Below are 17,164 nucleotides of genomic sequence, written 5' to 3'. Positions count from 1 at the left end.
CAAGGGGAGCCGAGCCGGCCTCGGCGTTGCGCAATCATGATGCGGGGCCATCGCCGATAAGGCGCAGCAGGCGGGCGGCGGTGCCCGGCGTCATGGTGAGCCCGGCGAATGAGCCGGGCGCGAAAAAGGCCGCGTCGGCCGCGTCGTCGCCCGGCTGCAGCGTGCCTTGCGGATAGCTTGCCCGGAACACCGCGATCACGAAGTGTCGCCCCGGGGCATGGTCTTCTGGCACCAGCTCGACGAGTTCCGCCGGGGCCGGCTCGATCTGCGCCGACAGGCCGGTTTCCTCGAAGAGTTCGCGCGCGGCGCCTTCGCGGAGCCGCTCTCCGAATTCCACCGATCCCCCCGGCAGGCTCCAGTATCCGGCAAAGGGCTCCTTGCCGCGCTTCACCAGCAGGACCTTGTCTTCGTGCCGAAGGAAAACACTGACGCCGAGGCGGGGATGGTTCGAATCGCTCATGGCCGCAGCATGCCACGGCGCATCGTTCCGGCAAGGCCGATAAGCGGCGGGTTCGCCTACGCGAACAGCGCGTCGATAGAGGCTTGGGAGTCGGTCTCCGCGACGCTCGCGGGATCGAGATGACCGTGGATGATGGCGCTGGCGGTGGCGATCAGCGGCTTGATCTCTTCCACCGTCTGCAGGGCGACGATCGGCGCGACGGCGGTAATGTCGTCGGTCTCGCGCAGGCGTCCCTGCTTTTCGCAAACGGCGGTGTCGAGCGTTGCCACGACGTCCTTCAGGGCCTTGCGCACGGCGGGCGGAGCAGCCTGGAAGGCCTCTACGGCAAGATGCTTCTCGGCGAAGTTCGACGCCTCGAAATGCTGTTCGTAGCTGAGCGGCTGCCAGTCCAGGACGTCTTCCGCGCAATCCGGCATGTCGGGGAGCATTTCGAGCAGCATGACCACCTCATTGAAATGATTGAGGTAATCGGTCGCCAGTCCGGTGCGGGGATTGATATTCGCCGCAGCCAGCCTGTCGGCCGAAAGATGCCCTTCTCCCAATGTCGGTAGCGCGACGGTCATTTGACGTCCTTTGACGATCCATTCCTCGCAGTCTTAATTGTGTCGGGTTTCAATTTGCCTAATTACGCGAGTACGATAACAAGCAATGCCGCGCGCCGGTGGGCGTGCGGGCCTGGAAGGACGGGAATTCATGTGCGGACGGTTCGCCCTGAAGGCTTCCGCTGAAGAGCTGCGAAACGTCTTCGAATATCTGGGGGCTGCGCCCGGCGCCGAGGGGATGCCGCCGCGCTTCAACATCGCGCCGACCCAGCCTATCGCCACTATCCGTCACGCTCATGGGGCGCGGCGCTTTGCGTTGGTCCGCTGGGGACTCGTCCCGGGATGGGTGAAAGATCCCTCCGCGTTTTCGCTGCTGATCAATGCAAGAGCCGAGACGGTGGCCGAGAAGCCGTCCTTCAGGGGCGCGATCTGCCATCGGCGCTGCCTCGTTCCCGCCAGCGGCTATTACGAATGGCATCGTCCCGACGATGGCTCCAGGCAGCCCTGGTACATGAGGCCGCGAGACGGCAAGTTGGTCGCGCTCGCCGGACTGTGGGAGGAATGGTGCGATCCCGACGGCGGAGAGATCGAGACGGGCGCACTGCTCACCGTTCCGGCCAATGCAGCACTCGCTCCGATCCATCACCGCATGCCGGCGGTGATCGCGCCGGAGGATTTCGATACCTGGCTCGATGTCGGCGGCACGTCGGTCAAGGAGGCGCTCGCGCTGCTGCGGCCTGCCCCGGAGAGCTTTTTCGAGGCTGTGCCCGTATCCCAGCGAGTCAACTCCGCACGGGACGACGACGAGGCGCTGACCGAGCAGGTCGCACCGGCTGAGGCGCCGGCCGAATCGGCCTCTCCTAAGCGCGCGGCCGGGGCCGGCACGCGGCAAGCCAAGCCGGCCGGACGCACATCCGGCCAGCTCGATCTGTTCTGAGGCTTAGAGAACCCGACCCGGATTGAGGGTGTTGTTGGGGTCGAAGGCAGCCTTGATGCGCCGCATCAGGTCCATCTCCACCGGGCTTTTGACTTCGCCGAGGAGATCGCGCTTCAGCCGGCCGATGCCGTGTTCGGCCGAAATCGATCCGCCGAACTTCAGCACGATGCCATGAACGAGCTCGTTCATCTCGTCCCAGCGCGCGAGGAAGGCCGCCTTGTCGGCGCCCACCGGCTGGCTGACGTTGAAGTGGATGTTGCCGTCGCCCATGTGGCCGAAAGGCACGGGCCGGCAGTCCGGCACCATGGCCTCGACGGCGGCAATCGCCTCCGACAGGAAGGCGGGAACGCTGGCGACCGGCACGGAGACGTCATGCTTGATCGAGCCGCCTTCCTCGCGCTGCACCTCGGACATGCCGTGCCGCAAGTGCCAGAAGGCAGCCGCCTGCGCGACCGATTCGGCAAGGGCCGCGTCCTCGACCAGGCCGGCCTCGTAGGCCTCGCCCAGGATGGTCTCCATCAAGGTGCGCGTCGGGTTTTCGCCCTCCTCGCCTTCCGTTCCGGAGGACAGCTCCATAAGGACATACCAGGGGCAGGGCCCCTGCAGCGGATCGCGGGCCCCGGCAAGATGGCGGACCGAGAATTCCAGGCCGACGCGAGGCATCAGCTCGAATCCGGTCAGCATGGCGCCGGCGCGTGCACGGGCGCGGGTGAACAGCTCCAGGGCGTCTCCCGGCGACGCCAGCCCGATGAAAGCGACATCCTGTGCCCGCGGGCGTGGATAAAGCTTCAGGACGGCCGCCGTGATGATGCCCAGAGTGCCCTCCGAACCGATAAATAATTGTTTCAGATCGTAACCGGTATTGTCCTTGCGAAGACCTCTGAGGCCTTCCACGACACGCCCGTCGGGCAGCACGACTTCCAGTCCGAGAACGAGATCGCGGGTGTTGCCGTAGGCCAGCACGGCGGTGCCGCCGGCATTGGTGGCGATGTTGCCGCCGATCTGGCACGACCCCTGAGAGCCGAGCGTCAGGGGGAAGAGGCGCTCCACCTCGTCAGCTGCATCATGGATCGCCTGCAGGGTGCAGCCGGCCTCCACGGTCATCGTGTAGCCCTGTGCGTCGACCTCGCGAATGCGATTGAGGCGGCCCAGGCTGAGTACGATTTCCCTAGCGGAATCATTGGGAATTTGCCCGCCGACGAGGCCCGTATTGCCGCCCTGCGGCACGATCTTGAGACCTGTCCGGTCGGCATAGGCGAGGATCGCGGACACTTCCTCGCGCGTGCCCGGACGCAGCACGAGAGGGGTCTCGCCCTGGTACAGATCGCGCCACTCGCGCAGGTAGGGCGCCATGTCGGCAGGATCGGTCAGCGCGTTGCGCGCTCCGACGATATCGACGAGTGGGGAGAGCAGGCTTGATTCGGGCATGGGCTGGACCGGCATGGTGGAAACGGGGAGTGCGGAAATTCCGGCGGTCACGCATATCACATTTTGCGGGGCAGTCGACGCGGGACAGGCAGCGGCCAGTGGCTTGAAGCGGTTGGGGGGCTGTGCCATAGGAACCGTCCCGGACTGCCGGTTGCGGTGCGGGGGCGGTTGGCGTTCGGCCTGTATGGCGACCGCTGAATGTATGGACTTGCTGGAGACGTGAGCATGGCGATGACGCAGGGACTGATGGCTGGGAAGCGCGGCCTTATCATGGGTGTCGCGAACAATCGGTCCATCGCTTGGGGGATCGCCAAGGCGCTCGCCGACGCGGGAGCCGAAATTGCCCTGACCTATCAGGGCGATGCGCTGCGCAAGCGGGTCGAGCCGCTGGCCACGGAACTGGGTGCCCAGGTCGTCGGCCACTGCGACGTGCTGGACGAGACCACCATCGACGACGTCTTCGCACGCATCGAGCAGATGTGGGGAAAGATCGACTTTCTCGTCCATGCGGTGGCCTTCTCCGACAAGGACGAACTGACGGGCCGCTACGTCGACACCTCCGCGGACAACTTCCGCAACACGATGCAGATCTCCTGCTACTCCTTCACCTCGGTCGCGCAGCGTGCCGAGAAGCTGATGACCGACGGCGGCTCCATGCTGACCCTCACCTATTACGGTGCCGAGAAGGTCATGCCGCACTACAACGTCATGGGCGTTGCCAAGGCGGCGCTTGAAGCGAGCGTGCGCTACCTCGCTGTCGACCTGGGTAAGGCCGCCATCCGCGTCAACGCGATTTCCGCCGGCCCGATCAAGACGCTTGCCGCTTCGGGCATCGGCGACTTCCGCTACATTCTGAAGTGGAACGAGTACAACTCCCCGCTGCGTCGCACGGTCACCATCGAGGAAGTCGGCGATGCCGCCCTGTTCCTGCTGTCCGATCTCGGGCGCGGCGTGACCGGCGAAATCCAGCATGTGGATTGCGGCTACCATATTGTCGGCATGAAGTCGGTGGACGCTCCCGACATCTCGGTGGTCAAGGACTGACCTTTTCCGAACAAACGCAAGAGTGCCGCAATGCGGCGGGGCCTGCCGGGGGGCGGGCGGACGTTCGCCGTAGCGTCGCGTCTTCGGAGGTATGATGAGCAATGCCAATGCGGGTGCGTCCCGCTTCTTTCCCCCCTTCCTCGTCTTCATCCGCCACGGGCAGACGGACTGGAACGCCGAAGGCCGCATGCAGGGTCAGCGGGACATCCCGCTCAACGATACCGGGCGTGACCAGGCCAAGCGCAACGGCGCTGCGCTTCGGGACTACCTGAAGGAAAACGGCATCGCTCTCGACGATCTCTCCTATTTCGTCTCGCCCCTGTCGCGGGCGGTCGAGACGATGGAGCTGGTCTGCGACGAACTCGGCCTGTCCCCCGACATCTGCCAACGTGACGAGCGGCTGCGGGAAATCACCTTCGGCGCGTGGGAAGGCTCGACCATTTCCGAGCTGGAAGGGCGCGCGCCGGAACTGACCGCTGCCAGAAAGGCCGACAAGTGGGGCTTCGTGCCGCCTGAGGGCGAGAGCTACCGCATGCTGGCGAGCCGCATCGATGCGTGGCTGGCAACGATCACGCGCCCCGCGGTCGTGGTCTCCCACGGCGGCGTGATGCGCGTGCTGCAGGGGCGCTTCCTGTCGGTGCCGCAGCCGGAGATTCCGGCACTCGACATTCCGCAGGATCGCTTCCTCGTCTGGAAAGATGGGGAACTGGAATGGGTCTGACCGCCTGAGGCGGTCAGTCCAGGACCTGGACGTCGGTCAGCATCCGGTTGCTGGTCGCTTCGTCATAGAACACCAGCACACGCATGCCCGCCTTCAGGTCGTCGACAAAGAAGTCGACCGGAATCGAGTAGGTCTGTCCGTCGGACAGGATCATCACAGAAGCGTCCGGGCGGATCTCGACGATCGTCGCCTCAACCTCGCCCGCCAGGGCGGCTGCCGTTCCAGCGAGCGACAGCATGATGGCGGCGAGGGTCATCTGCAGCATGCGTTTCATCGTGTTCTCCGTGGAGCCGCCTGTTTGGCTCGGAGCAGGATCGAACAAAAACCGGGCTCCGGCGTCAAGTGGGGATCGGCAGAAGCGCGGATGCAAGTCGCTGGTCCTTCGGGGCTTTGGGCGGCGATGCAAGCTCTGCCGAAAGGGCAGCGGCTGCGCCCGGACCTGAGCGGGACCGGCGAACGAAGCGGGTGGTAAGGGGCAAGCGTGGCCTTTCGATGGCGGGGCGCGTCTCCCGCGGCCTCCTTCTCGAAAGGGGGCAGGGCCGCCGGACAGCGGCCCCAGTCTGATCGGAGGCGGTGGCCTCAAGCCCCACGGATGAAGGCCAGAACGTCGGCGTTGAATTGCTCCGCCTGAAGCTGCGCAAGGCCGTGGCCACCGCCCGGATAGACCTTCAACGTGGCATCCCGGATGATCTTCGCGGCGCGGTGCGCGGTTGCCTTGATCGGCACGAGCTGGTCGTCGTCGCCATGGATGATGAGCGTCGGCCGGTCGATTGCCTTCAGATCGTCCGTGTAGTCGATTTCCGAGAACTCGCGGATGCAGTCGTACTGCCCCTTGATCCCGCCGGCCATGCCCTGCAGCCAGAAGCTGTCGCGCAGGCCCTGGTTGTTCGCGACACCCTCACGGTTGAACCCGTAGAAGGGCGTGGTGATGTCCTTGTAGAATTGCGAGCGGTCGAGCGAAGTCCCGCGCCGGATATCGTCGAACACCTCCATCGGCACGCCATCGGGATTGTCCGCCGTTTGCAGCATCAGCGGTGGGATGGCGCCGACCAGGACCAGCTTGGCGACCCTGTCATTGCCATGGCGGCCGATGTAGCGGGCGACCTCGCCGCCGCCGGTGGAATGGCCGATGAGGATCGCGTCCTTGAGGTCGAGATGCTCGATCAGCTCGGCCAGGTCGTCGGCGTAGCGGTCCATGTTGTTGCCGTCCCACGGCTGGGAGGAGCGGCCGTGACCGCGCCGGTCGTGGGCGATCACGCGGTACCCGTTCATGCCGAAGAACAACATCTGCGCGTCCCAGGCATCTCCCGACAGGGGCCAGCCGTGGGAGAAGACGATCGGCTGCCCCGTGCCCCAGTCCTTGTAGAAGACTTCGGCGCCGTCGCTGGTGGTGAAGGTGGTCATGGTCATGTCTCCGTGGTCTGCGCTTTGAGCTGCCAGGGTCAGGCCCAGGCTGGGAAGAAGGGTAAGGCCGATGCCGAGCGCGCCACCGCCGATGAGGGCTGTGCGACGCGACAGGTGTAGGCGTGAGCTCGAGTTGGTCATGAGGTTGATCCATTTAGATCGTGAGCGATCAAATCGTTGACGATGTCGTATCTAGAGGCCGCGCCTCCGCATGTCAATCGCTTTCGATTAAATCGTGTACGATTTTTCCAATTGAAGCTGTGGACCGTTGCGATATGATCGTGCGCGACTTATATGGGCGGCAGACAGAAGGGGATCGAACATGGCACTCGACAAGACGACTGACGAGGAAGCGACCTGCGGCCTGCCGGAAGAGATGCTGTGCTTTTCCGTCTATGCGGCCTCGCACGCCTTCAATCACCTGTACCGAAAGGCGCTCGCCGATCTGGGGCTCACCTATCCGCAATATCTGGTGATGGTGCTGCTGTGGCGGGCCGACAACCGGATGGTGAAGGATATCGGCCGTCACATGGACCTTGAGTCCAATACGCTGACGCCGCTTCTCAAGCGGTTGGAAGTTCTGGGCTTCATCCGTCGCTCGCGCGATGCGGAGGACGAGCGTGTCGTGCGCGTCCAGTTGACGCCGAAGGGGCGAGAGCTGGAGCAGGCTGCGCGCTCGGTGCCCCAGTGCATCGCTGCGGCCGTCGATCTCGAGCCGGACGAGGCGAGGGAACTCTCCCGGCGTATCAACGCGCTGCGGCTGCACTTGCTGGAGGCCTGACGGGCACCTGCCCGCCGGCTTCTTTCTTTCCTGACTGTTTCAAGTCTGCCGGCGCTATCGCCAGCGCGCCGGCCACGCCGGCTTGCGCCTCTGACGTGGCTGGCGGACACTGTGTACGGGGCGGAATGGTGGTGCAATGACCAACCTGGGTACGGAAAGCGGACTTTTCTACCAGTCCCTGCCGGTGTTCAGCGACTTTGCGAAGGTCAGCGACGCGGCGGCCTTCGTTCCGCTGCCGGAAGACTGGACGTTGCTGGCTTCCGACATCGTGCGTTCGCGCGATGCCATCGCTGCGGGTCGCTACAAGGATGTGAACATGGTGGCTGCGGCGGTGGTGACCGCCGTGCTGAACGTGGCCGGCCGCATGGATCTCCCCTTCGTGTTCGGCGGGGACGGCGCGCTGATTGCGGTGCCGCCGAGCCTGGTGGATGCCGCCAGCCGCGCTCTGGTCTCGGTTCGTGTGATGGCACGGGAAACCAGTGCTCTGCGGCTTCGCGTCGCCGCCATCCCGGTCGCGGCACTGCGCCGGGCCGGTGCGGATCTGCGTGTCGCCAAGTTCGAACTCAGCCACGGCAACAACCTTGCGATGTTCTCCGGCGGCGGCATCGAACTGGCGGAGACGATTCTCAAGGACGAGGAGCGGGTGGAACCCTATCGCCTTGTCGAGCCGGATCTGGTGGAGCCCGCGCCGCTCGACGGTCTGTCCTGCCGATGGGAGCCGCTGCCGGCACGGCGCGGCCGGATGGTGACGCTGCTGATGCGGCCCACGAGCGGCCGAGTGGAGGAGCTGAGCGGGATTCTCGAGGATCTTCGCGGGATGCTCGACATCGACCTTACCGGAGCGGATCCGGCCAGCGCGCCGGTGCGGCGCAGTTCCCTGCGGTTTCGCTTTCCGCCGGCCGGGCTGAAGCTGGAAGCGCGGATGGTCGGCTGGAAGCGGGGGCGTTGGCGCGCCTATCTCGCCGGATTGGCGGCATGCGCCGCCTTCGTCGTCGGCGTTGCCACCGGGCGCCGGCTCGGCCCCTTCGAGCCCGAGCGCTATCTGCATCAGGTCGCGCTCAACACGGACTTTCGCAAATTCGACGACACACTGCGCCTCGTGCTGGATCTCGACAGCCGCGAGCGGGAAGCGCTCACGGGGTATCTGGCCCGTGAAGAGGCGAGCGGGCGACTTGCCTACGGCCTTCACGTTTCGGATGAAGCGCTGATGACGTGCCTTGTTTTCAGCCTGGAGGACAACCGACATATCCACTTCATCGACGGAGCGGATGGCGGCTATGCGCGGGCGGCGCAGGACTTCAAGCAGCGGCTTTCCGCGGTAAAGGAGCCCGGGGCCACCGCCTGAGCGCCTCTGCATTGCTTTTGCGGTTTCCCTTGGCGGCCCGGCGCTTTAGAAGACCAGTGCCAGTCCGCTTGTCGGTCATGTTTCGGGTCACGCAGATGTCGCACAACACCTTCGGTCACCTTTTCCGCGTCACCACCTGGGGCGAGAGCCACGGCCCGGCCCTCGGCTGCGTCGTCGACGGCTGCCCGCCGCGCATCGAACTGACCGAGGCGGAAATCCAGACCTTCCTCGACAAGCGCAAGCCGGGCCAGTCGAAATATACGACCCAGCGGCGCGAGGCCGATGCGGTGCGCATTCTCTCCGGCGTGATGAGCGACGATCACGGCGTGCAGCGCACCACCGGAACACCGATCTCGCTGATGATCGAGAACACGGACCAGCGCTCAAAGGACTATTCCGAGATCCGCGAGAGCTACCGTCCCGGCCATGCCGATTTCACCTATGACGCCAAGTACGGCATTCGCGACTATCGCGGCGGTGGGCGGTCCTCGGCCCGCGAGACGGCGGCCCGTGTTGCTGCCGGCGCCATTGCCCGGAAGGTTGTTCCGGGCCTGATCGTGCGCGGTGCGCTGGTCCAGATCGGCCCGCACAAGGTCGACCGCAACCGCTGGGACTGGAACGAGATCGGCAACAATCCCTTCTTCTGCCCCGATGCGACGACGGCCGCGCGCTGGTCCGAATACCTCGACCAGATCCGCAAGGATGGCTCCTCGGTCGGTGCTGTTGTCGAGGTGGTCGCCGAGGGCGTTCCGGCTGGCCTTGGCGCGCCGCTCTACGGCAAGTTGGACCAGGAGATTGCCGCTGCGCTGATGTCGATCAATGCGGTGAAGGGGGTGGAGATCGGCAATGGCTTCGAGGCCGCGGCTCTGACCGGCGAGGAGAATGCGGACGAGATGCGCATTGGCCCGGACGGCCGTCCCGCCTTCCTGTCCAACAATGCCGGCGGCATTCTCGGCGGCATTTCCTCCGGAGAGCCGGTTATTGCCCGCTTTGCCGTCAAGCCGACCTCGTCGATCCTGACCCCGCGTCGCTCCGTCACCCGCTCCGGCGAGGATGTCGACGTGCGCACCAAGGGGCGGCACGATCCGTGCGTGGGCATCCGCGCCGTGCCTGTCGGCGAGGCGATGGTGGCTTGCGTGATCGCCGACCACTACCTGCGCCATCGCGGTCAGGTTGGCTGATTTCAGTATCACTGAAATCCGGATCATTTTTCATTGCGATTGAATTCTTGCCGCATTAGCATATCGGCATGCGTCTAGATGCTTGGCTCACTCTCAACAAGGAAACCCGGTCGGCCTTTGCCCGCCGTGCCGGCCTGTCGCCGGCGGCTGTGACCGCCCTGTGCAATGACCCGGGCGTTTGGGTTTCGCGTGAAAGCGCGGAAAGGATCGCCGCCGCCACCGGCGGTGCGGTCACTCCGAACGACCTGCTCGGCTTGAAAGGAATTACCAACGTGGACATGTCCCAGACACGTGTCGCGGAGGCGCTGCGCGCCTTCGAGCGTGGCGAAATGCTTGTGGTCACCGACGATGACGACCGGGAGAACGAAGGCGATCTGATCGTCGCGGCCTCGCTCATCACCCCGGAGCAGATGGCGTTCATGGTCCGCCACACCTCCGGCATCGTCTGTGCCCCGATGACCCGCGACACCGCGCGGCGCCTGCGGCTCGATCCGATGGTCGCCGACAATGACGCGCCGCTGTCGACGGCCTTCACCATCTCGGTCGACTACCGCCATGGCCTCACCACCGGCATCTCCGCTGAGGAGCGGTGCTCGACCGTGCGCGGCCTCGCCAACCCCAATGCCGGCGCGGCGGATTTTGCGCGCCCCGGGCATATTTTCCCGCTCGTTGCCCGCGAGGGCGGCGTCCTCATGCGCTCGGGTCATACCGAGGCGGCCGTCGACCTTTGCCGCCTCGCCGGGCTTCCGGAAGTCGGCGTGATCTCCGAACTGGTCAACGACGACGGCACGGTGAAGCGCGGACCGGAGGTGGCCGAGTTTGCCGCCCGCCACAATCTCAAGTCCGTTTCGGTGGCCGATCTTATCGCCTGGCGCCAGCGCATGGAGCGCCTGGTCGAGCGGGTTGCCGAACAGCCGATCGAGACCATTGCCGGGCCCGCCTATGCGGTCACCTATTCGACGCCCTACGATCCGATGCACCACGTTGCGGTGGTCTTCGGCGACATTCTCGATGGTCGCAACGTGCCGGTCCGCCTGCAGCTGGAATCGGTCCTCGACGATGTCTTCGGCGATGCGCGGGTGATGGACGACGTCATGCGCGACTTTGCAGCGCGCGGTCGCGGCATCGTCGTGTACCTGCGCGAAGGCTCGGTCGGCGTTGCGCGTCAGGCCCGGCGCGCCCGCACGGATCTGGCGGCGGCAGAGACGGAAGAGCACCAGTCGGCCCAGGCGCGCGAGGAGCAGTGGCGGGAGGTCGGTCTCGGCGCACAGATCCTGAAGGATCTCGGCGTCAATTCGATCACCCTGCTTGCGTCCCGCCAGCGCCGCTATGTCGGTCTGGAAGGGTTCGGCATCGTCATCGAGTCGACCGAAATCCGCGAAGCCTGAGAGCGACTGCTGCCCTGCGGCGCATCCGCGCAGCAGCGGAAATTCATTCCGATGCACAAAAAAGGAGGCCGTGCCAAGGGCACGGCCTCAAGTCGATCACTGTGCACGTGGCCCCATCGACCACAACCTGTATTTAGTATCTTTTTGTGTCCCTTGCATCCCCTAAATGCACCGTATCGACTGGAATTTTCTCGCAATATTGGAATTTTCAACAGGGATTAATTTACCCTTGGTTGTAGTCTCGTGGCTCGAATAGTGATCTTTCCTCAGTCTGGTTGCCGCATTTTGCGGTCATTGCAGAGGGGGATGCGCCGCCCGGATTTGCGCCCTATGTGAACATGGTGGTATTCACCGGCATGGCCGCCACACGATCGGGAGCGCTTTGACCTCCCGTGTCTCGCGTAGAACCTCTGGGATCGCTTCCGTGTACAAACGCCCCGAAACGCCTCTGCTCGACACCGTCCTTTCGCCGAGCGACCTTCGCCAGCTGCCTGAGCGCGATCTGCGCCAGCTTGCAGACGAGTTGCGCGCGGAGGTGATCGACGCCGTATCCGTCACGGGTGGGCATCTCGGCGCGGGCCTTGGCGTGGTCGAGCTGACCACCGCGATCCACTATGTGTTCAACACGCCCGACGACCGGCTGATCTGGGACGTCGGCCATCAGTGCTATCCGCACAAGATCCTGACCGGCCGGCGCGACCGCATCCGCACCCTGCGCCAGGGCGGGGGACTGTCCGGCTTCACCAAGCGCTCGGAGAGCGAATACGACCCCTTCGGCGCGGCCCATTCCTCGACCTCGATTTCCGCCGGGCTCGGCATGGCTGTCGCGCGCGACCTGGAGGGGCGTGCGAACAACATCATCGCGGTGATCGGCGATGGAGCCATGTCCGCCGGCATGGCTTACGAGGCGATGAACAATGCGGGCGCCCAGCACTCGCGCCTGATCGTCATCCTCAACGACAATGATATGTCCATCGCTCCGCCGGTCGGTGCGATGAGCGCCTATCTGGCGCGTCTCGTCTCCGGACGGACCTATCTCACCCTGCGCGACGCCGCAAAGCAGCTTGCCAAGGTCCTGCCACGCCACCTGCAGCAGAAGGCGGCGCGTGCCGAGGAATACGCCCGCGGTTTCTGGACCGGCGGGACGATGTTCGAGGAGCTCGGCTTCTACTATGTCGGCCCGGTCGACGGCCATAATCTCGACCATCTGCTGCCCGTGTTGAAGAATGTGCGCGACACCCATCAGGGCCCGGTGCTGATCCACGTCGTCACCCGCAAGGGCAAGGGCTACGCGCCGGCGGAGAACTCGGCTGACAAGTATCACGGCGTTGCCAAGTTCGACGTCATCACCGGCGAGCAGTCGAAGCCCAAGGCCAATGCGCCGAGCTACACCCGCGTCTTTGCCGAAAGCCTGGTCGAGGAAGCGCGGCACGACGAGCGCATCGTCGCCGTTACCGCGGCCATGCCCGACGGTACGGGGCTGGACCTCTTCGGCGAAGCCTTCCCTGAGCGGACCTTCGATGTCGGCATCGCCGAGCAGCATGCCGTAACCTTTGCCGCCGGCATGGCGACGGAGGGCTACAAGCCGTTCTGCGCGATCTATTCGACCTTCCTGCAGCGCGGCTATGACCAGGTGGTGCACGACGTTGCCATCCAGGGCTTGCCGGTCCGCTTCCCCATCGACCGCGCCGGGCTCGTCGGCGCCGATGGTCCGACGCATGCGGGCAGTTTCGATACGGCCTATCTGGCGTGCCTGCCCGGTTTCGTGGTGATGGCGGCCGGCGACGAGGCGGAACTGCGCAACATGGTTGCAACGGCCGCGGCCTATGACGAGGGCCCGATCTCCTTCCGCTACCCGCGTGGCGAGGGCGTCGGCATCGACCTGCCGCAGCGCGGACAAGTGCTCGAGATCGGCAAGGGGCGCGTGATCCGCGAGGGAACCAAGGTCGCTCTCCTGTCGTTCGGCAGCCGTCTGCGCGAATGCCTGCTGGCGGCGGACGAGCTGGACGCGGCCGGCCTGTCGACCACCGTCGCCGATGCGCGTTTTGCCAAGCCGCTCGACGAGGATCTGGTGATGCGGCTCGCCCGCGAGCACGAGGTCCTGGTGCTGGTCGAGGAAGGCTCGGTCGGCGGTTTCGGGTCCCACGTGCTGCAGCTTCTGGCCGAGCGCGGGGCGCTGGATGCGGGCCTCAAGGTCCGCCCGCTCTGCCTGCCCGACCGCTTCATCGAGCATGATCGGCCGGAGCGTATGTATGCCGAGGCCGGGCTCGATGCGCGCGGCATTCTGCAGAGCGTTTTCGCTGCCCTTGGGCGCGAAGCGGGGGCTGCCGCGCGGCTGGCCTGAAACCGGCAGGCCAGCGCGATATTGCGACCCATACCGGGAGCGGGCAGCGCCATGCGCTGACCGCGCATTGACACTGCCGCGCGAATATTGAAACGGTCCACTCGACATGCTGCGAGCGATCAAGCGCGCTTGCCATCGGTCCGTGAAGTGGCGGCAAGCTGCAAGCTGTGCGTTGCCTGAACCTTCGAAAACGCCATTGACGGGCCGCGAGCGCCGGCCCGCACAGTCAGGAAAGAGCGCGACATGGCGCAGGCGCTTGCCCCGGTTTCGGCCCTTCTCATCGCGATTGCGCTGCTCGTCACCGGCCATGGCCTGCAGAGCACGCTGATACCGCTCGCCGGTTCTCAGGCCGGTTTTTCCGACCTGCAGGTCGGTCTGGTTTCCTCCAGCTACTTCTTCGGTCTCGTGCTGGGCTGCCTCGGCGCGCCTTACGTGATCATGCGTGCCGGTCATATCCGTGCATTCGCCGCGCTCGTCTCGCTGATGTCGGCGGCGGCGATCCTGCACCCGATCATGGTGGACCCGCTGTCCTGGAGCGCGATCCGCATCATTTCCGGCTTCTGTCTGGCCGGCTTCTACATGATCGTCGAAAGCTGGCTGAACGAGCAGGCGTCCAACGAGAACCGCGGTACGATCATGTCGATCTACATCGTGCTGGTCTATGCGGCGATGACCACGGGTCAGCTGTCGCTGACCGTGATGGACATCACCACCTTCGTGCCCTTCGCCATCGCCTCGGTCGCCGTCAGCCTGGCGGTCATTCCGGTCTCGCTGACGACCGCGAACCAGCCGGCCCCGATCACCGTGGTCCGGTTCCGCCCGGTGAAGCTCTACCGCAACTCGCCGACGGCTCTTGTTGCGGTTCTGCTGATCGGCGTCACCCAGGGTGCGCTGTGGATGCTGGCGCCGCTCTACGCGATCCAGATCGGGCTGACGACCAGCCAGGCTGCCTATTTCGCGGCGGCCTTCGTCGGCGCCGGCGCGATCACGCAGTGGCCCATCGGCCGCCTGTCCGACAGGCTCGATCGCCGGCTTGTGCTCCTTGGCCTTGCCGTATCGGCTGTGGTCGTCTGCATCATCTTCATGACCGTGCCGATCCAGGGCGTCACGATGGCGATCCTGCTGGCGCTGCTGGCGGGCGTCGCCACCCAGCCGGCCTACGCGATCGCAGCCTCGCACGCCTTCGACCATGCCGACCGCAACGACTATGTCGAGACATCCTCGGGCATGAACCTCGCCTTCGGCATCGGTTCCTCGTTCGGCCCGCTCACGGCCTCCTACCTGATGCAGTCGGTCGGTCCCTGGGGGCTTTTCCTGCAGGTGGCGGTAATCCAGGGCCTGATGGGGCTCTACATTCTCTCGCGCCTGTTCCAGCGCGCAGCCCCGTCCGTCGAGGACAAGACGGACTTCGACTACGCCGCTTCGGCGCAGGTCGGTACGGTGCTCAGCCCCGAGCCGCTGGATCTGGAGGACCCCTCGGTCATTCCCCCGGAAGAGTTCCCGGCCTACGACTACATCAACGAGGAGAACTCCGAGGAGACGTCCGCCCCGGTCAGCGAAGAATTCTGGACAAGCGTGCCAGACGAAGACGCAGCTGCGGACCAAACCCGGCCGGAAGGCACAACGCCGGAGCCTGCGGGCGACGCCGGCGAGACCGCACCGCCTCGGGGCTGAACATGGCCGTGTCGCTTGCAGGACCTGCGGCATCTCATCGCTCGACCCGCAGCGTGGCTTGGGGCATTGTCGCGCCATGATCCGAAGCCTGACCATGCTGGGCGCTTTACGCCGCGAGGCCCTGCCATTCGTGCTGGCCTGCGCGCTTGCCCTCATGCTGCAGCTGGCGGCTATGCCGCTGACGCTTGCAAAGGCCGGCGACCAGAGTGCCGGGCCTTTGTCGGTGCTTTGCCTCGGCAGCGCAGATCAATCTGCAGGCGAAGCGCAGCCCGCCTCTACCCCGTCTCATCACGTCCCAGGTTTCTGTCCCTGCGGCCCGGTCTGCGCGCATTCCGGCGCGTTGTCCTTTGCGGCAGCGGCCTTTGCCGCTGAGCCCGCGCTTCCTGCGCCGTCCCCGGGGCTCAAGCCGCTGCTTCCGCATGGTGAGGCGTCGCTTTCCGCTCGCCCGCAGCAATCAAGTGCAATCCGCGCTCCACCTCCCGCAAGGACCTGAACCGGCGGCGCCGCCCTCGCGGCCGCCGGCAATCTTTTCCGTCCTTGCGCCATGTCCATGTCGCTGCAGGACGGAGCTGCTACACGTCCATCGGGAGACGATGACATGACCAGATTTGCAAAGCTTGCCCTTGCCGCTCTGATTGCGGTTGCCACACTGCCCGCCTTCAATCTGCCCGCGTTCGCGGCCGACGTGACCGCCGGTAACCTGACTCTCTCGGGAGCCTGGACACGCGCCACGCCGCCGCGCGCCCGCGCCGGTGGCGGGTTCCTCACCATCGTCAATTCCGGCGAGGCGGACCGCCTCGTTTCCGTCTCTTCGCCGGTCTCCACGCGAACCGAGATCCACGAGATGGCCGTGCAGGACGGCGTCATGAAAATGCGCGAGATGGCGGACGGCGTCGAAGTGCCGGCCGGCGGAACGCTCGAGCTGAAGCCGGGCGGCTATCACGTGATGTTCCTGGAGCTCACCGGTCCTCTCAAGGAAGGCGAGAACGTGCCCGTCACCCTGACCTTCGAGAAGGCAGGCACGGTCGAGGTATCGCTGACGGTCGAGAAGATGGGGGCCAAGGGCATGTCCGGCCATGGAATGGGACACGGAATGCCCGGGCACGGCCAGCCCGGCGCGAAGGAGTAAGCCAGAATGTCCGCACTGAAAATCCTTCGTTACGTCGCCTGGGGGGCGGTGATCGTCCTGCTCGGCGCCATGGGCTTCGTCGGCTACAAGCAGTATGTCGCGCCGGAAGGCGAGGGGCTCATTGCGCCTCTCGCCAGCATCGGCGGCCCGTTCACGATGATCGACGCCTCTACCGGCAAGACGGTCACCGATGCGGATTTCCGGGGCAAGCCGTCGGCCTATTTCTTCGGCTTCACCTTCTGCCCGGATGTCTGCCCGACCACCCTGGCCGAAACGCAGATGTGGATCGAGCAGCTCGGCCCGGATGCCGACAAGATGAACTTCGCCTTCGTCTCGGTCGATCCGGAGCGCGACACGCCGGAGGTCATGCGCGACTATGTGGCCGCTTTCGACAAGCGCATCCGGCCGCTGACCGGGACGCCGGAACAGACCGAGGAGATGGTCAAGGCGTATCGCATCTATGCCCGCAAGGTGCCGCTGGATGACGGGGACTACACGATGGACCATTCCGCGGCAGTTTTCCTGATGGACCAGGACAACCGGTTCGTTGGCACCATCGCGTATGACGAGGACCCGAAAAATGCCATGGTGAAACTGCGCCGCCTGATCGATAATGCTTCGTGACACGTGATGTGAACCGGACCTTCGACATGCGCTCGGACTTGCTCCTTCCTGCTGGACTGTTCTTCGCGGCGGCCTTCGTCGCGACGGGCACCCTGTGGTGGATGTATGGAGAGCGCATCTATGTCGACCGGCTGCTCACCGGCATCGCCAACTGCTTCTGAC

17 protein-coding genes are annotated in these 17,164 nt (G+C 65.2%); 12 read left to right on the top strand and 5 right to left on the bottom strand.

Features of this window, described 5'->3' with window-relative positions:
• Positions 1–34: 34 nt before the first annotated feature.
• Positions 35–460 carry an NUDIX domain-containing protein gene (locus tag ACVJ6E_RS04430; RefSeq protein ID WP_120268739.1) on the bottom strand — a complete coding sequence of 142 codons (426 nt, stop codon included), beginning with the start codon at positions 458–460 and terminating at the stop codon, positions 35–37.
• A 56-nt stretch (positions 461–516) separates the two neighbouring features.
• The gene (locus tag ACVJ6E_RS04425) at positions 517–1,023 is read right to left on the bottom strand and encodes a hypothetical protein (RefSeq protein WP_120268740.1); all 507 of its coding nucleotides are present in this window, start codon (positions 1,021–1,023) and stop codon (positions 517–519) included.
• A gap of 130 nt (positions 1,024–1,153) precedes the next feature.
• Between ACVJ6E_RS04425 and ACVJ6E_RS04420 the strand changes: the two genes are divergently transcribed.
• Positions 1,154–1,939: an SOS response-associated peptidase gene (locus ACVJ6E_RS04420; RefSeq protein WP_120268741.1), complete on the top strand. Its 786-nt coding sequence runs from the start codon at positions 1,154–1,156 to the stop codon at positions 1,937–1,939.
• Positions 1,940–1,942: 3 nt separating this feature from the next.
• On the opposite strand, the gene ACVJ6E_RS04415 is transcribed toward ACVJ6E_RS04420, so the two are convergent.
• Positions 1,943–3,367 (bottom strand): FAD-binding oxidoreductase, encoded by a 1,425-nt coding sequence (locus ACVJ6E_RS04415; RefSeq protein ID WP_120269244.1) that lies wholly within the window; start codon positions 3,365–3,367, stop codon positions 1,943–1,945.
• Positions 3,368–3,592: 225 nt separating this feature from the next.
• Between ACVJ6E_RS04415 and fabI the strand changes: the two genes are divergently transcribed.
• On the top strand, positions 3,593–4,411 hold the full coding sequence (gene fabI, locus ACVJ6E_RS04410) for an enoyl-ACP reductase FabI (protein ID WP_120268742.1): 819 nt from the start codon (positions 3,593–3,595) through the stop codon (positions 4,409–4,411).
• Positions 4,412–4,505: 94 nt separating this feature from the next.
• A complete protein-coding gene (locus tag ACVJ6E_RS04405; RefSeq protein ID WP_120269245.1) occupies positions 4,506–5,132 on the top strand; it encodes a histidine phosphatase family protein in 627 nt (208 codons plus the stop codon).
• Between the two features lie 13 nt (positions 5,133–5,145).
• On the opposite strand, the gene ACVJ6E_RS04400 is transcribed toward ACVJ6E_RS04405, so the two are convergent.
• Positions 5,146–5,406: a DUF1344 domain-containing protein gene (locus tag ACVJ6E_RS04400; protein WP_120268743.1), complete on the bottom strand. Its 261-nt coding sequence runs from the start codon at positions 5,404–5,406 to the stop codon at positions 5,146–5,148.
• Positions 5,407–5,711: 305 nt separating this feature from the next.
• Entirely contained in the window at positions 5,712–6,536 is an 825-nt protein-coding gene (locus ACVJ6E_RS04395) for an alpha/beta fold hydrolase (protein ID WP_120269246.1), read from the bottom strand.
• Positions 6,537–6,858: 322 nt separating this feature from the next.
• Here ACVJ6E_RS04395 and ACVJ6E_RS04390 point away from each other — a divergent pair, with 322 nt between their 5' ends.
• The 9 genes from ACVJ6E_RS04390 to ACVJ6E_RS04350 all read left to right on the top strand — a co-directional run bounded on the left by ACVJ6E_RS04390 (position 6,859) and on the right by ACVJ6E_RS04350 (position 17,163).
• Positions 6,859–7,317 (top strand): MarR family transcriptional regulator, encoded by a 459-nt coding sequence (locus ACVJ6E_RS04390; RefSeq protein WP_120268744.1) that lies wholly within the window; start codon positions 6,859–6,861, stop codon positions 7,315–7,317.
• Positions 7,318–7,453: 136 nt separating this feature from the next.
• Entirely contained in the window at positions 7,454–8,662 is a 1,209-nt protein-coding gene (locus ACVJ6E_RS04385; protein ID WP_120268745.1) for a DUF3095 domain-containing protein, read from the top strand.
• A gap of 95 nt (positions 8,663–8,757) precedes the next feature.
• Positions 8,758–9,843: a chorismate synthase gene (gene aroC / locus ACVJ6E_RS04380; RefSeq protein WP_120269247.1), complete on the top strand. Its 1,086-nt coding sequence runs from the start codon at positions 8,758–8,760 to the stop codon at positions 9,841–9,843.
• A 68-nt stretch (positions 9,844–9,911) separates the two neighbouring features.
• Positions 9,912–11,231: a 3,4-dihydroxy-2-butanone-4-phosphate synthase gene (ribB, locus tag ACVJ6E_RS04375; protein ID WP_120268746.1), complete on the top strand. Its 1,320-nt coding sequence runs from the start codon at positions 9,912–9,914 to the stop codon at positions 11,229–11,231.
• Positions 11,232–11,655: 424 nt separating this feature from the next.
• Complete coding sequence (dxs, locus tag ACVJ6E_RS04370) at positions 11,656–13,575, top strand: 1-deoxy-D-xylulose-5-phosphate synthase (protein WP_120268747.1); 1,920 nt, start codon at positions 11,656–11,658, stop codon at positions 13,573–13,575.
• Between the two features lie 243 nt (positions 13,576–13,818).
• Complete coding sequence (locus ACVJ6E_RS04365; protein WP_120268748.1) at positions 13,819–15,249, top strand: MFS transporter; 1,431 nt, start codon at positions 13,819–13,821, stop codon at positions 15,247–15,249.
• A gap of 598 nt (positions 15,250–15,847) precedes the next feature.
• Positions 15,848–16,378, top strand: coding sequence for a copper chaperone PCu(A)C (locus ACVJ6E_RS04360; RefSeq protein ID WP_120268750.1), 531 nt, complete (start codon positions 15,848–15,850; stop codon positions 16,376–16,378).
• A gap of 6 nt (positions 16,379–16,384) precedes the next feature.
• Positions 16,385–17,002, top strand: coding sequence for an SCO family protein (locus ACVJ6E_RS04355; RefSeq protein ID WP_120268751.1), 618 nt, complete (start codon positions 16,385–16,387; stop codon positions 17,000–17,002).
• Entirely contained in the window at positions 16,999–17,163 is a 165-nt protein-coding gene (locus ACVJ6E_RS04350) for a hypothetical protein (protein ID WP_158592674.1), read from the top strand. Before ACVJ6E_RS04355 ends, ACVJ6E_RS04350 begins: the two co-directional genes overlap by 4 nt.
• The last annotated feature ends 1 nt before the right edge of the window (position 17,164 follow it).

This window comes from Stappia sp. G46H5W (genome assembly GCF_058448995.1).
The sequence above is the reverse complement of the archived record's forward strand: the minus strand, read 5'-3'. Positions and strand labels throughout refer to the sequence as shown.

Excerpts from the sequence above, each read along its gene's own strand:
- ACVJ6E_RS04430 (WP_120268739.1), bottom strand. The coding sequence starts at position 460 with ATGAGCGATTCGAACCATCCCCGCCTCGGCGTCAGTGTTTTCCTTCGG.
- ACVJ6E_RS04425 (WP_120268740.1), bottom strand. The coding sequence starts at position 1,023 with ATGACCGTCGCGCTACCGACATTGGGAGAAGGGCATCTTTCGGCCGAC.
- ACVJ6E_RS04420 (WP_120268741.1), top strand. The coding sequence starts at position 1,154 with ATGTGCGGACGGTTCGCCCTGAAGGCTTCCGCTGAAGAGCTGCGAAAC.
- ACVJ6E_RS04415 (WP_120269244.1), bottom strand. The coding sequence starts at position 3,367 with ATGCCCGAATCAAGCCTGCTCTCCCCACTCGTCGATATCGTCGGAGCG.
- fabI (WP_120268742.1), top strand. The coding sequence starts at position 3,593 with ATGGCGATGACGCAGGGACTGATGGCTGGGAAGCGCGGCCTTATCATG.
- ACVJ6E_RS04405 (WP_120269245.1), top strand. The coding sequence starts at position 4,506 with ATGAGCAATGCCAATGCGGGTGCGTCCCGCTTCTTTCCCCCCTTCCTC.
- ACVJ6E_RS04400 (WP_120268743.1), bottom strand. The coding sequence starts at position 5,406 with ATGAAACGCATGCTGCAGATGACCCTCGCCGCCATCATGCTGTCGCTC.
- ACVJ6E_RS04395 (WP_120269246.1), bottom strand. The coding sequence starts at position 6,536 with ATGACCACCTTCACCACCAGCGACGGCGCCGAAGTCTTCTACAAGGAC.
- ACVJ6E_RS04390 (WP_120268744.1), top strand. The coding sequence starts at position 6,859 with ATGGCACTCGACAAGACGACTGACGAGGAAGCGACCTGCGGCCTGCCG.
- ACVJ6E_RS04385 (WP_120268745.1), top strand. The coding sequence starts at position 7,454 with ATGACCAACCTGGGTACGGAAAGCGGACTTTTCTACCAGTCCCTGCCG.
- aroC (WP_120269247.1), top strand. The coding sequence starts at position 8,758 with ATGTCGCACAACACCTTCGGTCACCTTTTCCGCGTCACCACCTGGGGC.
- ribB (WP_120268746.1), top strand. The coding sequence starts at position 9,912 with ATGCGTCTAGATGCTTGGCTCACTCTCAACAAGGAAACCCGGTCGGCC.
- ACVJ6E_RS04365 (WP_120268748.1), top strand. The coding sequence starts at position 13,819 with ATGGCGCAGGCGCTTGCCCCGGTTTCGGCCCTTCTCATCGCGATTGCG.
- ACVJ6E_RS04360 (WP_120268750.1), top strand. The coding sequence starts at position 15,848 with ATGACCAGATTTGCAAAGCTTGCCCTTGCCGCTCTGATTGCGGTTGCC.
- ACVJ6E_RS04355 (WP_120268751.1), top strand. The coding sequence starts at position 16,385 with ATGTCCGCACTGAAAATCCTTCGTTACGTCGCCTGGGGGGCGGTGATC.